The following is an 18,578-nucleotide window of genomic DNA, read 5'->3' as shown; positions in this document are numbered from 1 at the left end:
TCATGGCTACCGTTAAAGTTACGCTGATCAAAAGCATGACCGGCCGCATCCCTAACCACAAACTGTGCGTTAAGGGTCTGGGTCTGCGTCGCATCGGTCACACTGTAGAAGTCCAGGATACTCCCGAGAATCGCGGGATGATCAACAAGGCTTACTACATGCTGCGAGTTGAGGGTTAACACATGTACCTGAACGATCTGAGTCCTGCGCCGGGTTCCCGTCGCGAGAAGCACCGTCCGGGCCGTGGTATCGGTAGCGGTTTGGGTAAGACTGGTGGCCGCGGCCACAAAGGTCAGACCTCCCGCTCCGGTGGCACCATCGCTCCGGGCTTTGAAGGCGGTCAACAGCCGCTGCATCGTCGTCTGCCGAAGTTCGGCTTCGTCTCCCTGAAGGCAATGGATCGTGCAGAAGTTCGCACCTCCGAGCTGAATAAAGTGGAAGGCGATGTTGTGACTTTGCAGTCCCTGAAGGATGCCAACCTGATTAATCAACACGTACAGCGCGTGAAAGTAATGCTGTCCGGTGAGATTACTCGTGCGGTGACCCTCAAAGGTATCGCGGCCACCAAAGGTGCGCGCGCGGCTATCGAAGCAGCTGGCGGCAAATTCGAGGAATAAATGGCTAAGCAAGGTGCTCTCTCAGCGCTCAGCAATGGCGGGTTATCCGAGCTCTGGGCTCGTCTGCGCTTTCTCATTATGGCGATCATCGTCTATCGAGTAGGTGCTCACATCCCAGTTCCAGGTATCAACCCGGACCGGTTGGCGGATCTGTTTCGGCAGAACGAGGGGACCATTCTTAGCTTGTTCAACATGTTTTCCGGCGGTGCGCTGGAGCGTATGAGCATTTTTGCATTGGGGATCATGCCGTACATTTCGGCTTCGATCATCATGCAGCTCATGACCGCTGTCAGCCCGCAGCTGGAGCAGTTGAAGAAGGAAGGTGAGTCTGGCCGTCGCAAGATAAGCCAGTACACCCGCTACGGCACCTTGGTCCTGGCTTTTGTGCAGGCGACCGGCATGTCGGTTGGTCTGGCAGGCCAAGGTGTGGCGTTCTCGGGCGATTTCGGCTTTCACTTCGTGGCAGTCAGCACATTTGTTGCTGGCGCCATGTTCATGATGTGGCTGGGTGAGCAGATCACTGAGCGGGGTGTCGGCAACGGCATTTCGATGTTGATCTTCGCAGGTATTGTCGCCGGTTTGCCGCGTGCAATTGGGCAGTCTTTCGAGTCTGCGCGTCAGGGTGATATCAATATTTTCGCCTTGGTTGCAATCGGTCTGCTCGCGGTAGCGATCATCGGTTTTGTGGTGTTCATTGAGCGTGGCCAGCGTCGTATTGCTGTGCATTACGCCAAGCGTCAGCAGGGTCGTAAGGTCTTTGCTGCGCAAACTAGCCACCTGCCGTTGAAGGTGAATATGGCCGGTGTTATTCCGGCTATTTTCGCTAGTAGCCTTCTGTTGTTCCCGGCTTCGCTGGGCGCCTGGTTTGGTCAGTCTGCTGGTTTGGGCTGGCTTCAGGATGTGTCGCAGGCTATCGCTCCTGGTCAGCCGTTGAACATTTTGCTGTTTAGTGCAGGGATCGTTTTCTTCTGCTTCTTCTACACAGCGTTGATGTTCAACCCGAAAGACGTAGCGGAAAACCTGAAAAAGTCTGGTGCCTTTATTCCCGGCATCCGTCCAGGTGAGCAGTCGGCGCGCTATATCGATGGCGTGTTGACTCGCTTAACCATGTTCGGTGCTTTGTACATGATGGCTGTTTGTTTGCTGCCGCAGTTCTTGGTGGTTGCCGCAAACGTGCCGTTCTACCTTGGCGGGACTTCGCTGCTGATCGTGGTGGTGGTTGTGATGGACTTTATGTCGCAAGTACAATCGCACCTCGTTTCACACCAGTACGAATCCCTGATGAAGAAAGCCAACCTGAAGGGCTACGGCAACGGCATGCTCCGTTGATGTGTCCATAAGGTTCGAGGAGTTGGTGATGAAAGTTCGTGCATCGGTGAAAAAGCTGTGCCGTAACTGCAAAATTATTCGCCGTGAAGGTGTCGTGCGAGTTATTTGCAGTGCTGAGCCGCGTCACAAGCAGCGCCAAGGCTGAGTGTGATCAAAAGCTATAAGCCCGGCAGCTAGTGCGCTGTCGGGTTGCTTATTTGTTATTACAGCGTTAATATCTCGCGCCCTTTTCTTGGCTTCCGGGGCGTAGGTAGCTGTCAATTGGAGTTTCATTGAATGGCCCGTATTGCAGGCGTCAACATTCCAGATAACAAGCATACTGTTATCTCGCTGACCTACATCTTCGGTGTTGGTCGCACAACTGCGCAGAAAATTTGCGCAACCACCGGGGTTAACCCGGCGGCAAAGATTAAAGATCTGAGCGATGAGCAGATTGAACTTCTGCGTGGCGAAGTGGCAAAGGTAAACACCGAAGGTGACCTGCGTCGTGAAGTCAACATGAAAATCAAGCGCTTGATGGACCTGGGTTGCTACCGCGGCCTGCGTCACCGTCGCGGCCTTCCGGTCCGTGGCCAGCGTACCAAGACCAACGCACGTACCCGTAAGGGTCCGCGTAAGCCGATCCGCAAGTAATCGCGCCCGCGAATCGACAGGAATCTAGTCATGGCAAAACCTGCTGCTCGTCCTCGTAAAAAAGTCAAAAAGACAGTGGTTGATGGCATCGCCCACATCCACGCGTCTTTTAACAACACCATTGTGACCATTACCGATCGTCAAGGTAACGCCCTGTCTTGGGCTACCTCTGGTGGCTCGGGTTTCCGCGGTTCACGCAAGTCCACTCCGTTCGCTGCTCAAGTAGCTGCTGAACGTGCTGGTCAAGCTGCGCTGGAATATGGCCTGAAAAACCTCGACGTTAACGTCAAGGGCCCAGGTCCAGGTCGTGAGTCCGCTGTCCGTGCATTGAACGGCTGCGGTTACAAGATCGCCAGCATCACCGACGTGACGCCAATCCCGCATAACGGGTGCCGTCCGCCGAAGAAGCGCCGCGTGTAATCAGGAGACGATAGATAATGGCTCGTTACATTGGTCCAAAATGCAAACTGGCGCGTCGTGAAGGCACTGACCTGTTCCTGAAAAGCGGCGTTCGCGCCCTGGAATCGAAGTGCAACATCGAAGCTGCTCCTGGTATCCACGGTCAGCGCCGCGGTCGCCAATCCGACTACGGTACCCAACTGCGTGAAAAGCAGAAGGTCCGTCGTATCTATGGCGTGCTCGAGCGTCAATTCAGCGGTTACTACAAAGAAGCTGCCGGCAAGAAAGGCGCTACTGGTGAGAACCTGCTGCAACTGCTCGAATGCCGTCTGGATAACGTTGTATACCGTATGGGCTTCGGCGCTACTCGTGCTGAATCCCGTCAGCTGGTTTCGCACAAAGCGATCAGCATCAACGGTAAGACTGTAAACATCCCGTCCTACCAGGTTCGTGCTGGTGACGTGGTTGCAGTTCGCGAGAAATCGAAGAATCAGCTGCGCATTGTTCAAGCTCTTGAGCTGTGTGCCCAGCGTGGCCGCGTTGAGTGGGTCGAAGTTGACACTGAGAAGAAATCGGGCGTTTTCAAAAGCGTTCCAGCTCGCAGTGACCTCTCCGCTGACATCAACGAAAGCCTGATTGTCGAGCTCTACTCCAAGTAAGGGCTAGAAAATAGGTGCATCCATGCAGATTTCGGTAAATGAGTTCCTGACCCCCCGCCATATCGATGTGCAGGTGGTCAGTCCGACCCGCGCTAAAATCACGCTCGAGCCTCTCGAGCGTGGTTTTGGCCACACTTTGGGCAACGCGCTGCGTCGCATTTTGTTGTCCTCAATGCCTGGCTGTGCAGTAGTCGAGGCCGAGATTGACGGTGTACTCCACGAGTACAGCGCCATCGAAGGTGTACAGGAAGACGTAATTGAAATCCTGCTCAACCTGAAAGGTCTGGCTATCAAGTTGCACGGTCGTGACGAAGTGACTCTGACACTGGCGAAGAAGGGCTCGGGCGTTGTTACCGCTGCCGATATTCAGCTGGATCATGATGTCGAGATCGTCAACGGTGATCACGTTATTGCCAACCTGGCTTCTAACGGCGCACTGAACATGAAGCTGACTGTGGCTCGTGGTCGCGGCTATGAGCCTGCTGATTCGCGTCAGAGTGATGAAGACGAAAGCCGCAGCATTGGTCGCTTGCAGCTGGACTCTTCTTTCAGCCCCGTACGCCGTGTTGCGTACGTTGTTGAAAACGCCCGTGTTGAGCAGCGTACTAACCTTGACAAGCTGGTTATCGACCTGGAGACCAACGGTACTCTGGATCCTGAAGAGGCTATCCGCCGCGCTGCAACCATTCTGCAACAGCAGTTGGCTGCGTTCGTCGACCTCAAAGGCGACAGTGAGCCAGTGGTAATCGAGCAGGAAGACGAGATCGATCCGATCCTGCTTCGTCCGGTTGATGATCTGGAACTGACCGTTCGTTCGGCCAACTGCCTCAAGGCGGAGAACATCTACTACATCGGCGACCTGATTCAGCGCACCGAAGTAGAGTTGTTGAAAACTCCGAACTTGGGCAAGAAGTCCCTGACTGAGATCAAGGACGTGCTGGCCTCTCGTGGTCTTTCTCTCGGTATGCGCCTGGACAACTGGCCACCGGCAAGTCTTAAGAAGGACGACAAGGCGACTGCCTGATCGTCGTAATCACCGAACGTAAGTTTGGTAAGGAATAGAACCATGCGTCATCGTAAGAGTGGTCGTCACCTGAGCCGCACTAGCGCTCACCGCAAGGCCATGTTTCAGAACATGGCGGTGTCGCTGTTTGAGCACGAGCTGATCAAAACGACCCTGCCTAAGGCCAAGGAACTGCGTCGCGTAGCCGAGCCGCTGATAACCCTGGCTAAAGAAGATAGTCTGGCAAACCGTCGTTTGGCCTTCGACCGTACTCGTTCGAAAGCCATCGTTGGTAAGCTGTTCAACGACCTGGGCAAGCGCTACGCCACCCGTCAGGGCGGTTACCTGCGTATTCTCAAGTGCGGTTTCCGCGCTGGCGACAATGCTCCAATGGCTTATGTTGAGCTGGTTGACCGTCCGGTCGGCGGCGCAGCAGTAGACGCCGAGTAAGTCGTAGGTTGTAAGAAAAAACCGGGCCTGGCCCGGTTTTTTTATGCCCGAAGAAAGCCTCTCTATCGAAAAGGCGCTGAGTGAAAGAATTTACCTATCGATAGCGTTAGGTTAATGAATTGGGTCCTTTCGATAGCGGTCTTTAATATCTCCGTCAACGCCGGGCGACACCGGATGAAATGACCAGGAGAGCACCAATGAGCGAGACCCCTATCCTCACAACGGCAAGCGGCGCGCCGGTTGCAGATAACCAGAATTCTCGCACCGCAGGCGCACGCGGCCCGCTGTTGTTGGACGACTTCCATCTCGTCGAAAAACTCGCCCACTTCAATCGTGAGGTTATTCCTGAGCGTCGCGTGCATGCCAAGGGCTCTGGCGCATACGGAACCTTCACGGTTACCCGCGATATTACCCAGTACAGCTATGCCAATCTGTTCAGTACGATCGGCAAGCAAACGCCCATTTTCTTGCGTTTTTCTACGGTGGGCGGCGAGCGTGGCTCTGCTGACACCGAACGCGATCCGCGCGGTTTTGCGTTGAAGTTTTATACCGAAGAAGGCAACTGGGACATCGTCGGCAACAATACCCCAGTGTTTTTTATTCGCGATCCATTGAAGTTTCCCGACTTCATTCACACCCAAAAGCGCCTGCCGCAGAGCAACCTTAAAAGTCCGCAGATGATGTGGGATTTCTGGTCGCTTTCGCCTGAATCGCTGCATCAGGTAACCATTCTGTTTTCCGACCGCGGTATCCCAGACGGTTATCGGTTTATGCATGGCTTTGGTAGCCACACGTTCAGCCTGATCAACGCTAACGGCGAGCGTCACTGGGTGAAATGGCATTACAAGAGTCAGCAAGGCATCAAGAATCTGGCGCCCGCTGATGCTGCTCGCTTGGCCGGCACCGACCCGGACTACGCCCAACGCGACCTGTTCGGTGCCATCGAGCGCGGCGAGTTTCCGAGGTGGACTGTGTGCATTCAGGTGATGTCCGAGACGCAAGCCGCTGCCCATCGCGAGAATCCGTTCGACGTGACCAAAACCTGGTCGCAGAAGGAGTTTCCGCTGATCGAGGTCGGAGTGATCGAGCTGAACCGTAACCCGCAAAACTATTTTGCCGAGGTTGAGCAGGCAGCGTTTGCGCCGAGCAACGTGGTGCCAGGTGTGGGGTTGTCGCCCGACCGCATGCTGCAAGGCCGCGTATTCGCTTACGCCGACGCCCAGCGCTATCGCATCGGCACTAACCACCAGCAGTTGCCAGTGAACGCGCCTAAATCGCCGGTGAATAACTACCAACGAGATGGCGCCATGCGCTTCGATGGCAATGGTGGGGCTGCCACGCACTACGAGCCGAACAGCTACGCCAGCGCGCCGAAGCAAGCGCCGCAGTATCGTGAGCCTGCGTTGGCGTTGGAAGGTGTGGCCGACCGTTACGACCACCGCACCGACAGCGATTACTACAGCCAGGCGGGTGCGCTGTTCCGCTTGATGAATAGCGATCAGCAAGCGTTGCTCATTAGCAATATCGCGGGTGCGATGCACAGCGTTACTCGAGACGTACAGCTGCGTCAGCTCCAACACTTCACCCAGGCCGACCCAGCGTACGGGAGCGGTGTGGCGAAGGCGCTCGGTTTAAACGTGGAATAACCGTTACGCAATAAAAAGAGGCGCCTTTCAGGGGCGCCTTTTTTATTCGCGAGGTAATCAGTCCAGGCCAAACCCCAGCTGACGCCAACCTTCATAAACAGCCACCGCTACTGTATTCGAGAGATTGAGGCTTCGGCAGCCCGGTCGCATTGGCAGGCGCAGCCGTTGCACGGCCGGCAGCGCTTCCAGTACGTCAGCGGGCAAGCCGCGACTTTCCGGGCCAAACAACAGCGCGTCGCCTTTGGCATAGGTGGCCTCGTGGAAAGGGCGCGATGCTTTGGTGGTGTACGCGAATAACCTGGGGCGGCCCAAGCTTTCCAAGCAGCTGTTCAGATCTGCGTGGCGCGTAAGCGTCGCGTATTCGTGATAGTCCAAGCCCGCACGACGCAGACGCTTGTCGTCCAGCTCGAAACCAATCGGTTCGATCAGGTGCAGACTGCATCCGCTATTGGCGCAGAGCCTGATAATGTTGCCGGTATTGGGGGGGATTTCCGGTTGAAACAAAATCACGTGAAACATGCACGACTCCGACTTGAGGGCGTGGAGGATTTTACCCCTGCGGAGCCCGATCCGCGGCCGAAATTATTGCTCCGGGTAATCGCCTCGCTCGCGCTGTTCGGTTTTCTGGTGGGAATGATGATTGGCCGCCTCGGTGATCCGCAGCCCATCATGCTGGAGAAGGTCCAAGTCGTTTCAGGCGGCCTTGAGCTGCTGTTCGATACCGAACCAAAAGTGACCGCCGAGCACGTGGATGGTGCGCTGGTGATGCGCTTTGATGCCGATGGCAGCTCGCGGCAAGGGCAGCTGCAACTCGACGGCAAGAACGTCAATTGGCGGCTTTTGCGAAGTAAGGGTGGGTTGCTGCTTAACTTGGTGGCTGCCCGTCCGCTACGTGCCCAGTGGCACGGTACAGCGGAGGGTGGGAGCTGGCGGCTGGTGATCAGCCTTGCTTCGGAGTGACGGTTGCGGGTTGAACCGCAGAATAAAAAAGGGGAATCCCCGGCCTGCCTGTACCAAGGTCCCCGAAAACTGGGGGTGTTTCGTGTTCCTTACTTAACACTATGCAGGGCGTGTGCCAGTTTTATTGCAATGTTGTTTTTGGGCAAAAAAAAGCGAGCTCAAGGCTCGCTTTTTTATGTGCAATTGACCGGAAGGTCTAGCCTTCGTCTTCCTCGTCGTCGCCGCCGTCGATCTTCATGCCCAGCTCTTTTATCTTACGGGTCAAGGTGTTACGGCCCCAGCCCAGCAAAACGGCGGCGTCGCGGCGGCGTCCGGCGGTGTGTTTCAGGGCCGTCTCAATCATGATTCGTTCGAACGTCGGCACAGCCGTATCAAGCAAGCTGGACTGCCCGCGCGCGAGCGCCTGATCGGCCCATTGGCGCAAAGCCTGCTCCCAATTGGTTGCCGGAGCACTGTCTTGGGGCTGCGTGAGCAATTCCGGGGGCAGGTCATCAATATGAACCTCGCGGCCCGACGCCATTACCGTGATCCAGCGGCAGGTATTCTCCAGCTGGCGCACGTTGCCTGGCCACGGCAGGTTCTTCAGGTAGTCCTCAGTCTCGGTTTTAAGCAGCTTCGGCTCGACTGCCAGCTCCTGCGCCGCACGGGCGAGGAAGTGGCGCGCCAGGGTCGGAATGTCTTCGCGACGATCCGACATGCGCGGGATGTGAATCCGAATCACGTTGAGGCGGTGGAATAAGTCTTCGCGAAACTTGCCAGCTTGCACCAGGTTTTCCAGGTTCTGGTGGGTGGCGGCGATGATGCGCACGTCCACCTTCACCGGCGTATGTCCGCCCACGCGGTAGAACTCGCCGTCGGCCAGCACGCGCAATAGGCGGGTTTGCGTATCGGCCGGCATATCGCCGATTTCATCCAGAAACAGCGTGCCGCCATCGGCCTGTTCGAAGCGGCCGCGACGCTGGTTCGCGGCGCCGGTAAACGCGCCTTTCTCATGGCCGAACAGTTCGGACTCCATCAAGTCCTTCGGAATCGCCGCCATGTTCAGCGCAATAAAAGGCGAGGCCGCACGTGGACTGTGGCGGTGCAGCGCGTGCGCCACCAATTCCTTGCCAGTGCCGGACTCACCATTAATAAGCACGGTGATGTTCGAGTGGCTCAGACGGCCGATGGCGCGAAACACTTCCTGCATCGCCGGCGCTTCACCGATGATTTCCGGCGTGCGGGTTTGTTCTACGGGAACGTGCAGGCCTTGCTGTTCCTGAGCGTGCTGGAACGCGCGCTTGACCAGCGAAACCGCCTCGTCCACGTCAAATGGCTTGGGCAGGTATTCGAAGGCGCCGCCCTGATAAGACGCGACCGCGCTTTCAAGGTCGGAGTGGGCCGTCATGATGATCACGGGCAGGCGCGGATATAGCTCGCGTATGCGGGCGAGCAAATCCAGGCCGCTGGCGCCGGGCATACGAATGTCCGAAATGATCACGTCCGGCTGTTGGCGAGTGAGGCGGGTGAGCACACCGTCAGCGCTGTCAAAGCTGGTGGTGGTCATGCCTTCTTGCTGCAGGGCTTTTTCCAGTACCCAACGGATGGAACGGTCGTCGTCGACAATCCAGACGGTTTCGCTGCGGCTCATGACGAAGTAGCTCCTTGTTCCAGCGGCAGAAAGATCGAAAACACGGTATGGCCAGGGTGGCTCTCGCATTCGATCAGTCCCTGATGCTGACTGATGATGTTCTGGGTAATAGCCAAGCCCAGTCCGGTACCGTCCGGACGACCACTGACCATGGGATAGAAGATGGTTTCTTGAAGTTCGGCGGGAATGCCGGGGCCGTTGTCGATGATTTCGACTTTGGCCACCAGGCGATGTCGGGTGTGGGCGATGGTGAACTGCCGCAAGGTGCGTGTGCGCAACAGGATGCGGCCTTGGCGGAACTCGTTCTGGCCGCCGATGGCCTGCATGGCGTTGCGCACGATATTGAGCACCGCCTGAATCATCTGCTCGCGGTCGATCAACACGTCGGGAATGCTCGGGTCGTAATCGCGCACCAAGGTGATGCCGCCTTGGCTTTCCGCTTCGACCAGGCTGCTGACACGTTCCAGCACTTCGTGCACGTTGGTCAGCGCCAACGACGGCAACTTGTTCGAGCCGAGCATGCGGTCGACCAGGTTACGCAGGCGGTCGGCCTCTTCGATGATGACGTTGGTGTAGTCCTTGAGGTTCTCGTCCGGCAGTTCACGCGCCAGCAGTTGCGCGGCGCCGCGAATTCCGCCCAACGGATTCTTTATTTCGTGGGCCAGGCCGCGCACCAGCATCTTGGTGGTTTCCTGCTTGGACAGCTGGGCCTCTTCTTTAGTGATGCGCAGCAACCGATCACGCGGATGCACTTCTAGCAATAACAGGGTCTCGCCCCGGTTAAGGATCGGCGTTACCGCGTAGTCCACCGTCAGCGTTTGGCCGGTCAGCGCGATCAGCACAGCTTCGCGCTTATTGAAGGGATGGGCCTCTTCGACGGCTTGGCGTAAGGAGGCCAGCGCTTCGGGCGACTCGGTGAACAATTCGCTAATGAATTGCCCGTGGCTGCGTTGACCGCTAACGGCAAGCAGCATCTCCGCTGCGGGGTTCATGTACTCCAGGCGCAATTGCGCGTTGAGCAACAAAGTCGCAGTGGTCAGGTTGTCCAGCAGCAGGCGGTGCAGGGCGTCGTTGATGGTCATCTATGGGATCCCGAGAATGGGACTGAAAATGCAAAAAGCAAACCAAAGCCCCGAAAAGACGCGCGATACGCGCCTGAATGGGGAAATTGGCTTGTTTTGCTGCACCAGCCGCTGTCGTGTGCGAACCAAAACAGGGAGAGCATAGAATTTGGTGCGCCGCAAAGCACCATATTGGTGCTTTGCTTCAGGCGTTAGAAAAACGGCAGGATGGAGATGTCGTCGTCTTCTTCGGGCTTATCGCCAATCGGGCATTCCGGGCGAACGCCGTAATCGTCTTTCTTGCACGGGTTTGCCCGGCGCTTGCTGTCCAGCGAGGTGCGCACAATGTGCACGGGCTGGCTGGGCGTGCGCTCGATGATACGCCCTTGGCTATCGATGATTTCGGCTGCTAATTGATGGGTGCCGCGGTCCAGATTGGTCAGCGGAAACACCGGGCTGCGGCTGGGCGCGCCGATGATCTTGCCGTCGAGCAGCAGGCGATAGGTGTGGTCGTCCATCAAGCCGGGGTCGCTGGTGAGCGTGACGATCAAATCGCCGGACGATCCTTCGCGGATAGTCGCATCCGGCTCCGGTACCAGAATGCGCAACAGCTGGTACGCCGGCAATTCGGCCACAGGCGCCACCGGCGTGACCGTGCGCACGCTGGGTGGGTTGGTCTGGTTCATGCCGTTGGTGGGCGCGATGTCCAGCTTCTTGGCATTGGCGCGCGGTTGGTCGGTAAATACCCGGTTACCTTCGCTGTCGATGTAGGTGTACACATCGGCCATGGCTGGCAGGCCCAGCAACAGCAGGCAGAACAGAGCGAATCGCATGGTTTAGTTGGCTGGCCTTGGGGTCGGTTTGGGCGGTGTCACGCGCGCGGGATTGTTCGTGCTGGTGCGCTGCAAGGTAAAGGAGATAGTGGGGCTCTGCTGAATCAGTCGGTCGCCGCTAAACACTTGGGCGCTCAAGGTGTGATCGCCACGCTCAATATTGTTCAGCGGGAATTGCAGGCTGTTAGTGAGGCCGCCGTAGGGTTGGCCGTCGAGCACCAACTGGATGCTGTCGCCAATGCGCAGTGAGGGTTCCAGGCGAACGCCCACGGTGAAGTTACCGTTGTTGCTGCGCAGCGCATCTTCGGTCGGCACGTTAGTGATTTCCACCACGCTGTACACCTGTTCCTCGGGCGCGCCGCTCTGGCTGCTGTCGGGCATGGCCGGCGGCGGAGGCGATTGCACCGTGTTGACAGGCGGCAGCGAAACTTCCTGCGCGTTGGTGCCTTGCGGTGGCTGGTTGGTGAACACGGTATTGCCGTTGGCGTCGGTGTATTTGTAAATCTCGGCGCTGGCTGGCAGGGCGAGGGCGGCGAGCAGGCAGGTCACGATCAGGCGCATGGCTGGGGTCTCGTGGAATGTGTGCTAAGCCTTGCACTGCAACGCTGCGCTGGCAAGTTTGTACGGCTGTCGCTGTGCACGAGGACAAGGATTTGGCGAATTAAAAAACGCCTCCGCCTTGAACGGGGCAGAGGCGCCTAATCAGGCTTCCCCCCGACTTTGGAGGGCATTGGCCGGCTTGGCTTATTTGGCGGTCTCCGATAGCGGCAGCATCGGCACGCCCGCGTAAAAAACCAGCAGTTCGACGGCCTGCGCTCCTGTTGTGCCCCGGTGAATGATGCCGACCGTTTCGGCCACAGTATCGCCCTGTTTGAGAAGGCGCTTCTGGTCAGGTTTTCGAGTTTCTACACTGAGCTCACCGCTGAGGATGTACGCAGCATTCGGGACGGGATGGGTGTGCCAGTTCAATACTGTGTGCGCGGGAATGTGGAGTTTAATCAGCGTCAGTTCCGGTTGCCCGCGCGGGTACGACGTATACGGCGTACCGTCCCAGGAGGCGGTGGTCTTCAGCAGAATCTGCGACTCGATTGTGCTCTTGGTGGTCGCGTGGTTGCAGCCTGCGAGGCAAAGGCAGGCGAGGGCTGCGGTGGCAAAGCATAGAGTTTTCATGATGACGCTCCGACAGGTGGATTGCAGTAGGAGCATTGCCAGGGCGCGACATCCATGACTGTCAGTCCGGGCTTTAACGGGCCCGACTTAAAGCTTTCGTAACCTAGGAAAGCGCCCATAAAAAAGGCCTCCCGAGGGAGGCCTTTTCAATCACGCCGCTAAGCAAGCGGCATGTCTGGCTTGGACGCTACTACTTAAACGCTGTAGTAGAGGTCGTATTCCAGAGGGTGCACGAAGGTGCGCACTTTGATTTCTTCTTCGCTCTTCAGCTCGATGTAGGCATCGATGAAGTCGTCGCTGAACACGCCGCCTTTGGTCAAGAACGCACGGCCCTTGTCCAACTCTTCCAGAGCTTCTTTCAGGCTGCCGCACACTTGTGGGATCAGCTTGCCTTCTTCTGGTGGCAGGTCGTACAGGTTTTTGTCCGCAGCATCGCCAGGGTGGATTTTGTTCTGGATGCCGTCCAGGCCAGCCATCAACAGCGCGGCGAACGCCAGGTACGGGTTAGCAGCCGGGTCCGGGAAACGTGCTTCGATACGGCGGGCTTTCGGGCTCGACACGTAAGGAATGCGGATGGAGGCGGAGCGGTTGCGAGCCGAGTAGGCCAGCATTACCGGTGCTTCGAAACCTGGGACCAGACGCTTGTACGAGTTGGTCGACGGGTTGGTGAAGCCGTTCAGAGCCTTACCGTGCTTGATGATGCCGCCGATGAAGTACAGAGCGGTGTCGGACAGGCCGGCATAGCCTTCGCCGGAGAAGGTGTTCTTGCCATCTTTGGAGATGGACATGTGTACGTGCATACCCGAGCCGTTGTCGCCGTACAGAGGCTTAGGCATGAAGGTCGCGGTTTTGCCGTAGGCATCGGCCACGTTGTGTACGCAATACTTCAGGGTTTGAACTTCGTCAGCCTTGGCAACCAGGGTGTTGAACTTCACGCCGATTTCGTTCTGGCCGGCAGTCGCCACTTCGTGGTGGTGAACTTCGATGACCAGGCCCATTTCTTCCATGGCATTACACATGGCAGTACGGATTTCGTGGTCGTGGTCGACGGGTGGAACCGGGAAGTAGCCGCCTTTGACGCCGGGGCGGTGGCCTTTGTTGCCGGTTTCGAAATCGCTGTCGGTGTTCCAGGACGCTTGTTCAGAGATGATTTTGAACATCGAGCCGGAAATGTCGGACTTGAATTTCACTTCGTCGAAAACGAAGAACTCAGGCTCCGGGCCTACGAATACGGTGTCGCCAATGCCGGTCGACTTGAGGTATTCCTCAGCGCGAGCAGCGATGGAGCGCGGGTCACGGTCGTAGCCTTGCATGGTCGACGGTTCGATGATGTTGCAGACCAGAATCAGGGTCGGCTCTTCGGTGAACGGGTCGAGAACGGCAGTGCTGTCTACTGGCAGCAGGATCATGTCGGAGGCTTCGATGCCTTTCCAGCCATGGATCGAGGAACCGTCGAACATTTTGCCGACTTCGAAGAATTCGTCGTCAAGGGCGTCACGGGCCGGCATGGTCACGTGGTGCTGCTTGCCTTTGGTATCGGTGAAGCGCAGGTCAACCCACTTCACGTCGTGATCTTTGATTAGTTGAAGCGCCTTCGACATGGTGTCCTCCAGATGGTGGGGCGTTGTGATTTTTTAGCCCCAAATAAAACGGTGAAGCCGGGCGGCATAGTCCGCCAGGGCAACCTGCCTCACAAGGGAGCAAATTGCATGCCAGTGCCCCGAAGTGGGTTTGCTGCCCGAAAGTCAGGCGCTGCGGGGGCTGCACGTTAAAAGAACGAGGCGTCGCGCACCAAAATGAATCTCGCGCGAAAGGTCGTGATGCATTTTGGTGCGTGCCGGATCTTTCTACGCATTGCCTGGTTAAACCTTGAGCAATTTCCGCTATAATCCGCGCCCCTTAATTTAGGCCAGGCTCGCGCGCGCTGTTTTCATGAAACTTATCGTCAAAGTCTTCCCCGAGATCACCATAAAAAGCCGGCCGGTGCGCACGCGCTTCATCCGCCAGCTCACGAAGAATATTCGTGCGGTGATGCGTGACCTGGATCCGAATCTCGTGGTTGACGGCGTGTGGGACAACATCGACGTCGAAACCCGTCTCACCGAGCCCAAGGTTCTGGCCGAGCTGAAACAGCGCCTCTCGCGTATCTCCGGCATCGGTCAATTCCTGGAAGTGAACGAATACCCGTTGGGCGATTTCGACGACATGGTCGAAAAATGCAAAGCCCATTTCGGCGATCAACTAGCCGGCAAGGTTTTCGCCGTGCGCTGCAAGCGCGCCGGCAAACACAGCTTCAGTTCGATGGATGTCGAGCGTTATGTCGGCAGCCAACTGCGTCGCCAGTGCGGCGCTGCCGGTATCTCGTTGAAAGACCCCGAGCTGCTGGTGCGCATGGAAATCCGCAATCAGCTTCTCTATATCATCCACAGCCAGCACGAAGGCCTGGGCGGCTACCCGCTCGGCGCCATCGAGCAGACGCTGGTGCTGATGTCCGGCGGCTTCGACTCCACCGTGGCCGCGTATCAAATGATTCGTCGCGGCATGATCAGCCACTTCTGTTTCTTCAACCTTGGCGGCCGTGCTCACGAGCTGGGCGTAATGGAAGTGGCCCACTACTTGTGGAGCCAGTACGCCAGTTCGCACCGCGTGCTGTTTATTAGCGTGCCGTTTGAAGAAGTGCTCGGCGAGATTCTTGGCAAAGTCGATAACGCGCACATGGGCGTTGTGCTCAAGCGCATGATGCTGCGCGCCGCCAGCCGAATTGCGGATGGTCTGGATATTGATGCGCTGGTCACCGGCGAGGCGATTTCCCAGGTTTCCAGCCAGACGCTGCCGAACCTCTCGGTCATCGATCGCGCCACTGACAAGCTGGTCATTCGCCCGCTGATCGCTAGCCACAAGCAAGACATCATCAACATGGCCGAGGCCATCGGCACCGCCGATTTCGCCAAGCACATGCCTGAATACTGCGGCGTGATTTCGGTAAACCCGACCACCCGCGCAAAACCTGACCGCGTCGTTTACGAAGAAGCCCAGATCGACATGACCGTGTTTGAGCGCGCCCTGGAGCGTGCCCGTTCGGTGACGATTGATCGGGTGATCGACGAGTTGGGGCAAGACATCCAGGTCGAGGAATTGAGTGAAGCCTTGCCTGGGCAGATCGTGCTGGACATCCGTCACCCGGACGCCCAGGAAGATTTGCCGCTGGAGTTGGACGGCATCGAAGTAAGAGCGTTGCCGTTCTTCGCGCTCAACAGTCGCTACAAGGAACTGGACCCTACCCGTCAGTACCTGCTGTATTGCGACAAAGGCGTGATGAGCCGCCTGCATGCCCACCACTTGCTCAGCGAGGGGCATGCCAATGTGCGCGTTTATCGTCCGGCATAAAACGCCGGGTCTGAATGGCGGCAGTATCCGCCACCGCCCCCCCGACCGACGGGGCAGTTGAGCCACTCATTCTTCATACTGGCCGCCTAGACTTAGCGGCGAACCGAATCCTCTGATCGAGATGCAAAAGTGATCGAAAATCTACGCAACATCGCCATCATCGCCCACGTTGACCATGGTAAGACCACCCTGGTTGATAAACTCCTGCGTCAATCCGGCACCCTGGAGCGCAACGAGCTCAACGACGAGCGCGTGATGGACTCCAACGACCAGGAAAAAGAGCGCGGCATTACCATTCTTGCCAAGAACACCGCGATCAACTGGAACGGCTACCACATCAACATCGTCGACACCCCCGGCCACGCCGACTTCGGCGGCGAAGTTGAGCGCGTTATGTCGATGGTTGACTCGGTTCTGCTGCTGGTCGACGCTCAAGACGGCCCGATGCCACAAACCCGCTTCGTAACCAAGAAAGCCTTCGAAGCCGGTCTGCGTCCTATCGTTGTGATCAACAAAGTTGACCGTCCAGGCGCACGTCCGGATTGGGTTCTGGACCAGATTTTCGACCTGTTCGACAACCTCGGTGCTACCGAAGAACAGCTCGACTTCAAAGTGGTTTACGCCTCCGCCCTGAACGGTATTGCTGGTCTCGACCACACCGACATGGCTGAAGACATGACCCCGCTGTACCAGTCCATCGTCGACAACGTTCCGGCTCCGGCCGTTGACCGCGACGGTCCGTTCCAGATGCAAATCTCGGCACTGGATTACAACAGCTTCCTCGGCATTATCGGCGTTGGCCGTATCGCCCGTGGTCGCGTCAAGCCGAACACCCCGGTTGTGGCCATCGACGCCGACGGCAAGCGCCGTAACGGTCGTATCCTCAAGCTGATGGGTCACCACGGCCTGCACCGCGTAGACGTAGAAGAAGCCGCCGCTGGCGACATCGTCTGCATCAGCGGTATGGACCAGCTGTTCATCTCCGACACCCTGTGCGACGTGAACAACGTTGAAGCCATGAAGCCGTTGACCGTTGACGAGCCGACCGTTTCGATGACCTTCCAGGTAAACGACTCGCCGTTCTGCGGTAAAGAAGGCAAGTTCGTGACCAGCCGCAACATCAAAGAGCGTCTGGACAAAGAGCTGCTGTACAACGTGGCACTGCGCGTTGAAGAAGGCGACTCGGCTGATCGTTTCAAAGTATCGGGCCGTGGCGAGCTGCACTTGTCCGTACTGATCGAAACCATGCGTCGCGAAGGTTTTGAAATGGGCGTAGGCCGTCCGGAAGTAATCATCCGTGTGGTTGATGGCGTGAAGAACGAGCCGTTCGAAAACGTCACCATCGACATCCCTGAAGAATCGCAGGGCAAGGTCATGGAAGAGATGGGTCTGCGTAAAGGCGACCTGACCAACATGTCCCCGGATGGTAAAGGCCGTGTACGTCTGGAATACAACATTCCAGCCCGTGGTCTGATCGGTTTCCGTAACCAGTTCCTGACCCTCACCAACGGTGCCGGCATCCTGACCTCGATCTTCGACCGTTACGACGTGATGAAGTCGGGCCACATGTCTGGCCGTCAGAACGGCGTTCTGGTTTCGGTTGAAACCGGCAAGGCACTGACCTACTCCCTGGAAACCCTGCAAGCGCGCGGCAAGTTGTTCGTTGAGCACGGTCAGGACATCTACAACGGTCAGATCGTTGGTCTGAACAGCCGTGACAACGACCTGGGCGTGAACCCAACCAAAGGCAAGAAGCTCGACAACATGCGTGCTTCGGGCAAGGACGAAACCATCGCCCTGGTTCCGCCGGTTCGTTTCACCCTGGAACAAGCGCTGGAATTTATCCAGGACGACGAGCTGTGCGAAGTGACGCCAAAATCCATCCGTCTTCGTAAGAAGATCCTGGACGAAGGCGAGCGCACCCGCGCTGCTAAAAAGGCTGCCAAGTAAGGTTTAGCTTCGGCTAAATAAAAACGCCCCCGGTCGCGAGACCGGGGGCGTTTTTTTTTAGCAGCGTTTCTTCTCAAAGGCCGTAGGAGCGAGCTTGCTCGCGAACCCTGCAAACGGAATTACAGAGCGGCGTTTGCGCCATTCGCGACCAAGGTCGCTCCTACAAAAAAGCAGCGCAGGCGCTTGCCCTAAACCTTCCCAACCGCTTTGGGCTTATACGCACAATACCCCGGCCGAGGCCCGATTTTCGGGTGGTTGCGGCAGGTATCCGGGCGTTGTTCGTAAATGGTGCACAACCGGCTTTTGCGGTCCAGGTACAGGCAATCGTTGTTGCCCATGCGGGTCAGCGTGTAGATGCCGTATTTCTGATTGAAGCGTTCCACCACGCCTTCTTTCATCAAGCGCTTGGCGATCTGCTTGGCCGGTTCGCTGCGTTCGAACTCCTGCACCAGGCCGATGCGCAGCAGGTCGTTGAATTTCACTTCCACCGGCATGGTGCAGCAGCTCGATACGCAGCTGCTGCACATGGTGCGTTCGTATTTGATCCAGGTGTCGGTGCGATCGAGCTCAGCGCCAACTACCAATAACTTTGTCATGACGTGCATACCTGTGGAAAACGCTGCGCCCGGCCAGTGGGGCAGGGGCGGGAAGCGGTGGGGGCGGCATCATAGCGATATTGGTGAAATTGTGAACAACCATCCGCCGAATCACGCGCAAAGCGTGCACTGGTAGTAGCGGTGCGGTGGGGTAGGGCGGATATACTGCCGCCGTTGCGGGCCACGGCCTGCGCGTGCTGGACAGGGATGCCCGGTGGCGGGATGTGACGCCGCTATAACGGCGGCAGTCTCTGG

At 57.4% G+C, this 18,578-nt stretch carries 21 protein-coding genes; 13 read left to right on the top strand and 8 right to left on the bottom strand.

Features of this window, described 5'->3' with window-relative positions; translation table 11 throughout:
* Nucleotides 1–2: 2 nt before the first annotated feature.
* The 10 genes from rpmD (at nucleotide 3) to AC0IW7_RS23245 (ending at nucleotide 6,736) form a co-directional block, all read left to right on the top strand.
* Nucleotides 3–179, top strand: a complete 177-nt coding sequence (rpmD, locus tag AC0IW7_RS23290) for a 50S ribosomal protein L30 (RefSeq protein WP_003176408.1) — start codon at nucleotides 3–5, stop codon at nucleotides 177–179.
* A gap of 3 nt (nucleotides 180–182) precedes the next feature.
* A complete protein-coding gene (rplO, locus tag AC0IW7_RS23285; RefSeq protein WP_110618214.1) occupies nucleotides 183–617 on the top strand; it encodes a 50S ribosomal protein L15 in 435 nt (144 codons plus the stop codon).
* Nucleotides 618–1,946, top strand: a complete 1,329-nt coding sequence (gene secY, locus AC0IW7_RS23280; RefSeq protein ID WP_471821156.1) for a preprotein translocase subunit SecY — start codon at nucleotides 618–620, stop codon at nucleotides 1,944–1,946.
* 28 nt (nucleotides 1,947–1,974) lie between these two features.
* Nucleotides 1,975–2,091, top strand: coding sequence for a 50S ribosomal protein L36 (gene rpmJ, locus AC0IW7_RS23275; protein WP_002555468.1), 117 nt, complete (start codon nucleotides 1,975–1,977; stop codon nucleotides 2,089–2,091).
* Between the two features lie 131 nt (nucleotides 2,092–2,222).
* Entirely contained in the window at nucleotides 2,223–2,579 is a 357-nt protein-coding gene (gene rpsM / locus AC0IW7_RS23270; protein ID WP_108096520.1) for a 30S ribosomal protein S13, read from the top strand.
* A 30-nt stretch (nucleotides 2,580–2,609) separates the two neighbouring features.
* Entirely contained in the window at nucleotides 2,610–2,999 is a 390-nt protein-coding gene (gene rpsK, locus AC0IW7_RS23265; RefSeq protein WP_002555466.1) for a 30S ribosomal protein S11, read from the top strand.
* Nucleotides 3,000–3,016: 17 nt separating this feature from the next.
* Nucleotides 3,017–3,637 carry a 30S ribosomal protein S4 gene (rpsD, locus tag AC0IW7_RS23260; protein ID WP_108096519.1) on the top strand — a complete coding sequence of 207 codons (621 nt, stop codon included), beginning with the start codon at nucleotides 3,017–3,019 and terminating at the stop codon, nucleotides 3,635–3,637.
* Between the two features lie 22 nt (nucleotides 3,638–3,659).
* The gene (locus tag AC0IW7_RS23255; protein WP_108096518.1) at nucleotides 3,660–4,661 is read left to right on the top strand and encodes a DNA-directed RNA polymerase subunit alpha; all 1,002 of its coding nucleotides are present in this window, start codon (nucleotides 3,660–3,662) and stop codon (nucleotides 4,659–4,661) included.
* Nucleotides 4,662–4,703: 42 nt separating this feature from the next.
* On the top strand, nucleotides 4,704–5,090 hold the full coding sequence (gene rplQ / locus AC0IW7_RS23250; protein ID WP_108096517.1) for a 50S ribosomal protein L17: 387 nt from the start codon (nucleotides 4,704–4,706) through the stop codon (nucleotides 5,088–5,090).
* Between the two features lie 197 nt (nucleotides 5,091–5,287).
* A complete protein-coding gene (locus tag AC0IW7_RS23245; RefSeq protein WP_471821153.1) occupies nucleotides 5,288–6,736 on the top strand; it encodes a catalase in 1,449 nt (482 codons plus the stop codon).
* Nucleotides 6,737–6,793: 57 nt separating this feature from the next.
* Here AC0IW7_RS23245 and AC0IW7_RS23240 read toward each other — a convergent pair whose 3' ends face one another.
* Nucleotides 6,794–7,255, bottom strand: a complete 462-nt coding sequence (locus tag AC0IW7_RS23240; RefSeq protein WP_471821151.1) for a tRNA (cytidine(34)-2'-O)-methyltransferase — start codon at nucleotides 7,253–7,255, stop codon at nucleotides 6,794–6,796.
* Between the two features lie 21 nt (nucleotides 7,256–7,276).
* Between AC0IW7_RS23240 and AC0IW7_RS23235 the strand changes: the two genes are divergently transcribed.
* Nucleotides 7,277–7,696: a hypothetical protein gene (locus tag AC0IW7_RS23235; protein ID WP_471821149.1), complete on the top strand. Its 420-nt coding sequence runs from the start codon at nucleotides 7,277–7,279 to the stop codon at nucleotides 7,694–7,696.
* A 196-nt stretch (nucleotides 7,697–7,892) separates the two neighbouring features.
* Here AC0IW7_RS23235 and ntrC read toward each other — a convergent pair whose 3' ends face one another.
* The 6 genes from ntrC to glnA all read right to left on the bottom strand — a co-directional run bounded on the left by ntrC (nucleotide 7,893) and on the right by glnA (nucleotide 13,991).
* Nucleotides 7,893–9,326: a nitrogen regulation protein NR(I) gene (gene ntrC / locus AC0IW7_RS23230; protein WP_122493530.1), complete on the bottom strand. Its 1,434-nt coding sequence runs from the start codon at nucleotides 9,324–9,326 to the stop codon at nucleotides 7,893–7,895.
* A complete protein-coding gene (glnL, locus tag AC0IW7_RS23225) occupies nucleotides 9,323–10,408 on the bottom strand; it encodes a nitrogen regulation protein NR(II) (RefSeq protein WP_122493529.1) in 1,086 nt (361 codons plus the stop codon). Before glnL ends, ntrC begins: the two co-directional genes overlap by 4 nt.
* A 191-nt stretch (nucleotides 10,409–10,599) precedes the next feature.
* Nucleotides 10,600–11,220: a DUF4124 domain-containing protein gene (locus tag AC0IW7_RS23220; RefSeq protein WP_471821147.1), complete on the bottom strand. Its 621-nt coding sequence runs from the start codon at nucleotides 11,218–11,220 to the stop codon at nucleotides 10,600–10,602.
* Nucleotides 11,221–11,223: 3 nt separating this feature from the next.
* Complete coding sequence (locus tag AC0IW7_RS23215; protein WP_471821145.1) at nucleotides 11,224–11,781, bottom strand: DUF4124 domain-containing protein; 558 nt, start codon at nucleotides 11,779–11,781, stop codon at nucleotides 11,224–11,226.
* A 183-nt stretch (nucleotides 11,782–11,964) separates the two neighbouring features.
* The gene (locus AC0IW7_RS23210) at nucleotides 11,965–12,390 is read right to left on the bottom strand and encodes a cupin domain-containing protein (RefSeq protein ID WP_471821143.1); all 426 of its coding nucleotides are present in this window, start codon (nucleotides 12,388–12,390) and stop codon (nucleotides 11,965–11,967) included.
* A gap of 194 nt (nucleotides 12,391–12,584) precedes the next feature.
* On the bottom strand, nucleotides 12,585–13,991 hold the full coding sequence (gene glnA / locus AC0IW7_RS23205; RefSeq protein WP_122493526.1) for a glutamate--ammonia ligase: 1,407 nt from the start codon (nucleotides 13,989–13,991) through the stop codon (nucleotides 12,585–12,587).
* Nucleotides 13,992–14,322: 331 nt separating this feature from the next.
* Between glnA and thiI the strand changes: the two genes are divergently transcribed.
* Both thiI and typA read left to right on the top strand, forming a co-directional pair.
* Nucleotides 14,323–15,777, top strand: coding sequence for a tRNA uracil 4-sulfurtransferase ThiI (thiI, locus tag AC0IW7_RS23200; RefSeq protein ID WP_471821141.1), 1,455 nt, complete (start codon nucleotides 14,323–14,325; stop codon nucleotides 15,775–15,777).
* 129 nt (nucleotides 15,778–15,906) lie between these two features.
* On the top strand, nucleotides 15,907–17,727 hold the full coding sequence (typA, locus tag AC0IW7_RS23195; RefSeq protein ID WP_122453865.1) for a translational GTPase TypA: 1,821 nt from the start codon (nucleotides 15,907–15,909) through the stop codon (nucleotides 17,725–17,727).
* A gap of 188 nt (nucleotides 17,728–17,915) precedes the next feature.
* Here typA and AC0IW7_RS23190 read toward each other — a convergent pair whose 3' ends face one another.
* Nucleotides 17,916–18,323, bottom strand: a complete 408-nt coding sequence (locus AC0IW7_RS23190; RefSeq protein ID WP_122453866.1) for a YkgJ family cysteine cluster protein — start codon at nucleotides 18,321–18,323, stop codon at nucleotides 17,916–17,918.
* Between the last annotated feature and the right edge of the window lie 255 nt (nucleotides 18,324–18,578).

The organism is Pseudomonas sp. AC229, assembly GCF_979254655.1.
Note: the sequence above shows the minus strand (reverse complement) of the source record. Positions and strands in the feature narration are given on the sequence as shown.

Coding starts and splice junctions, on each gene's coding strand:
- rpmD (WP_003176408.1), top strand. CDS start 3: ATGGCTACCGTTAAAGTTACGCTGATCAAAAGCATGACCGGCCGCATC.
- rplO (WP_110618214.1), top strand. CDS start 183: ATGTACCTGAACGATCTGAGTCCTGCGCCGGGTTCCCGTCGCGAGAAG.
- secY (WP_471821156.1), top strand. CDS start 618: ATGGCTAAGCAAGGTGCTCTCTCAGCGCTCAGCAATGGCGGGTTATCC.
- rpmJ (WP_002555468.1), top strand. CDS start 1,975: ATGAAAGTTCGTGCATCGGTGAAAAAGCTGTGCCGTAACTGCAAAATT.
- rpsM (WP_108096520.1), top strand. CDS start 2,223: ATGGCCCGTATTGCAGGCGTCAACATTCCAGATAACAAGCATACTGTT.
- rpsK (WP_002555466.1), top strand. CDS start 2,610: ATGGCAAAACCTGCTGCTCGTCCTCGTAAAAAAGTCAAAAAGACAGTG.
- rpsD (WP_108096519.1), top strand. CDS start 3,017: ATGGCTCGTTACATTGGTCCAAAATGCAAACTGGCGCGTCGTGAAGGC.
- AC0IW7_RS23255 (WP_108096518.1), top strand. CDS start 3,660: ATGCAGATTTCGGTAAATGAGTTCCTGACCCCCCGCCATATCGATGTG.
- rplQ (WP_108096517.1), top strand. CDS start 4,704: ATGCGTCATCGTAAGAGTGGTCGTCACCTGAGCCGCACTAGCGCTCAC.
- AC0IW7_RS23245 (WP_471821153.1), top strand. CDS start 5,288: ATGAGCGAGACCCCTATCCTCACAACGGCAAGCGGCGCGCCGGTTGCA.
- AC0IW7_RS23240 (WP_471821151.1), bottom strand. CDS start 7,255: ATGTTTCACGTGATTTTGTTTCAACCGGAAATCCCCCCCAATACCGGC.
- ntrC (WP_122493530.1), bottom strand. CDS start 9,326: ATGAGCCGCAGCGAAACCGTCTGGATTGTCGACGACGACCGTTCCATC.
- glnL (WP_122493529.1), bottom strand. CDS start 10,408: ATGACCATCAACGACGCCCTGCACCGCCTGCTGCTGGACAACCTGACC.
- AC0IW7_RS23220 (WP_471821147.1), bottom strand. CDS start 11,220: ATGCGATTCGCTCTGTTCTGCCTGCTGTTGCTGGGCCTGCCAGCCATG.
- AC0IW7_RS23215 (WP_471821145.1), bottom strand. CDS start 11,781: ATGCGCCTGATCGTGACCTGCCTGCTCGCCGCCCTCGCCCTGCCAGCC.
- AC0IW7_RS23210 (WP_471821143.1), bottom strand. CDS start 12,390: ATGAAAACTCTATGCTTTGCCACCGCAGCCCTCGCCTGCCTTTGCCTC.
- glnA (WP_122493526.1), bottom strand. CDS start 13,991: ATGTCGAAGGCGCTTCAACTAATCAAAGATCACGACGTGAAGTGGGTT.
- thiI (WP_471821141.1), top strand. CDS start 14,323: ATGAAACTTATCGTCAAAGTCTTCCCCGAGATCACCATAAAAAGCCGG.
- AC0IW7_RS23190 (WP_122453866.1), bottom strand. CDS start 18,323: ATGACAAAGTTATTGGTAGTTGGCGCTGAGCTCGATCGCACCGACACC.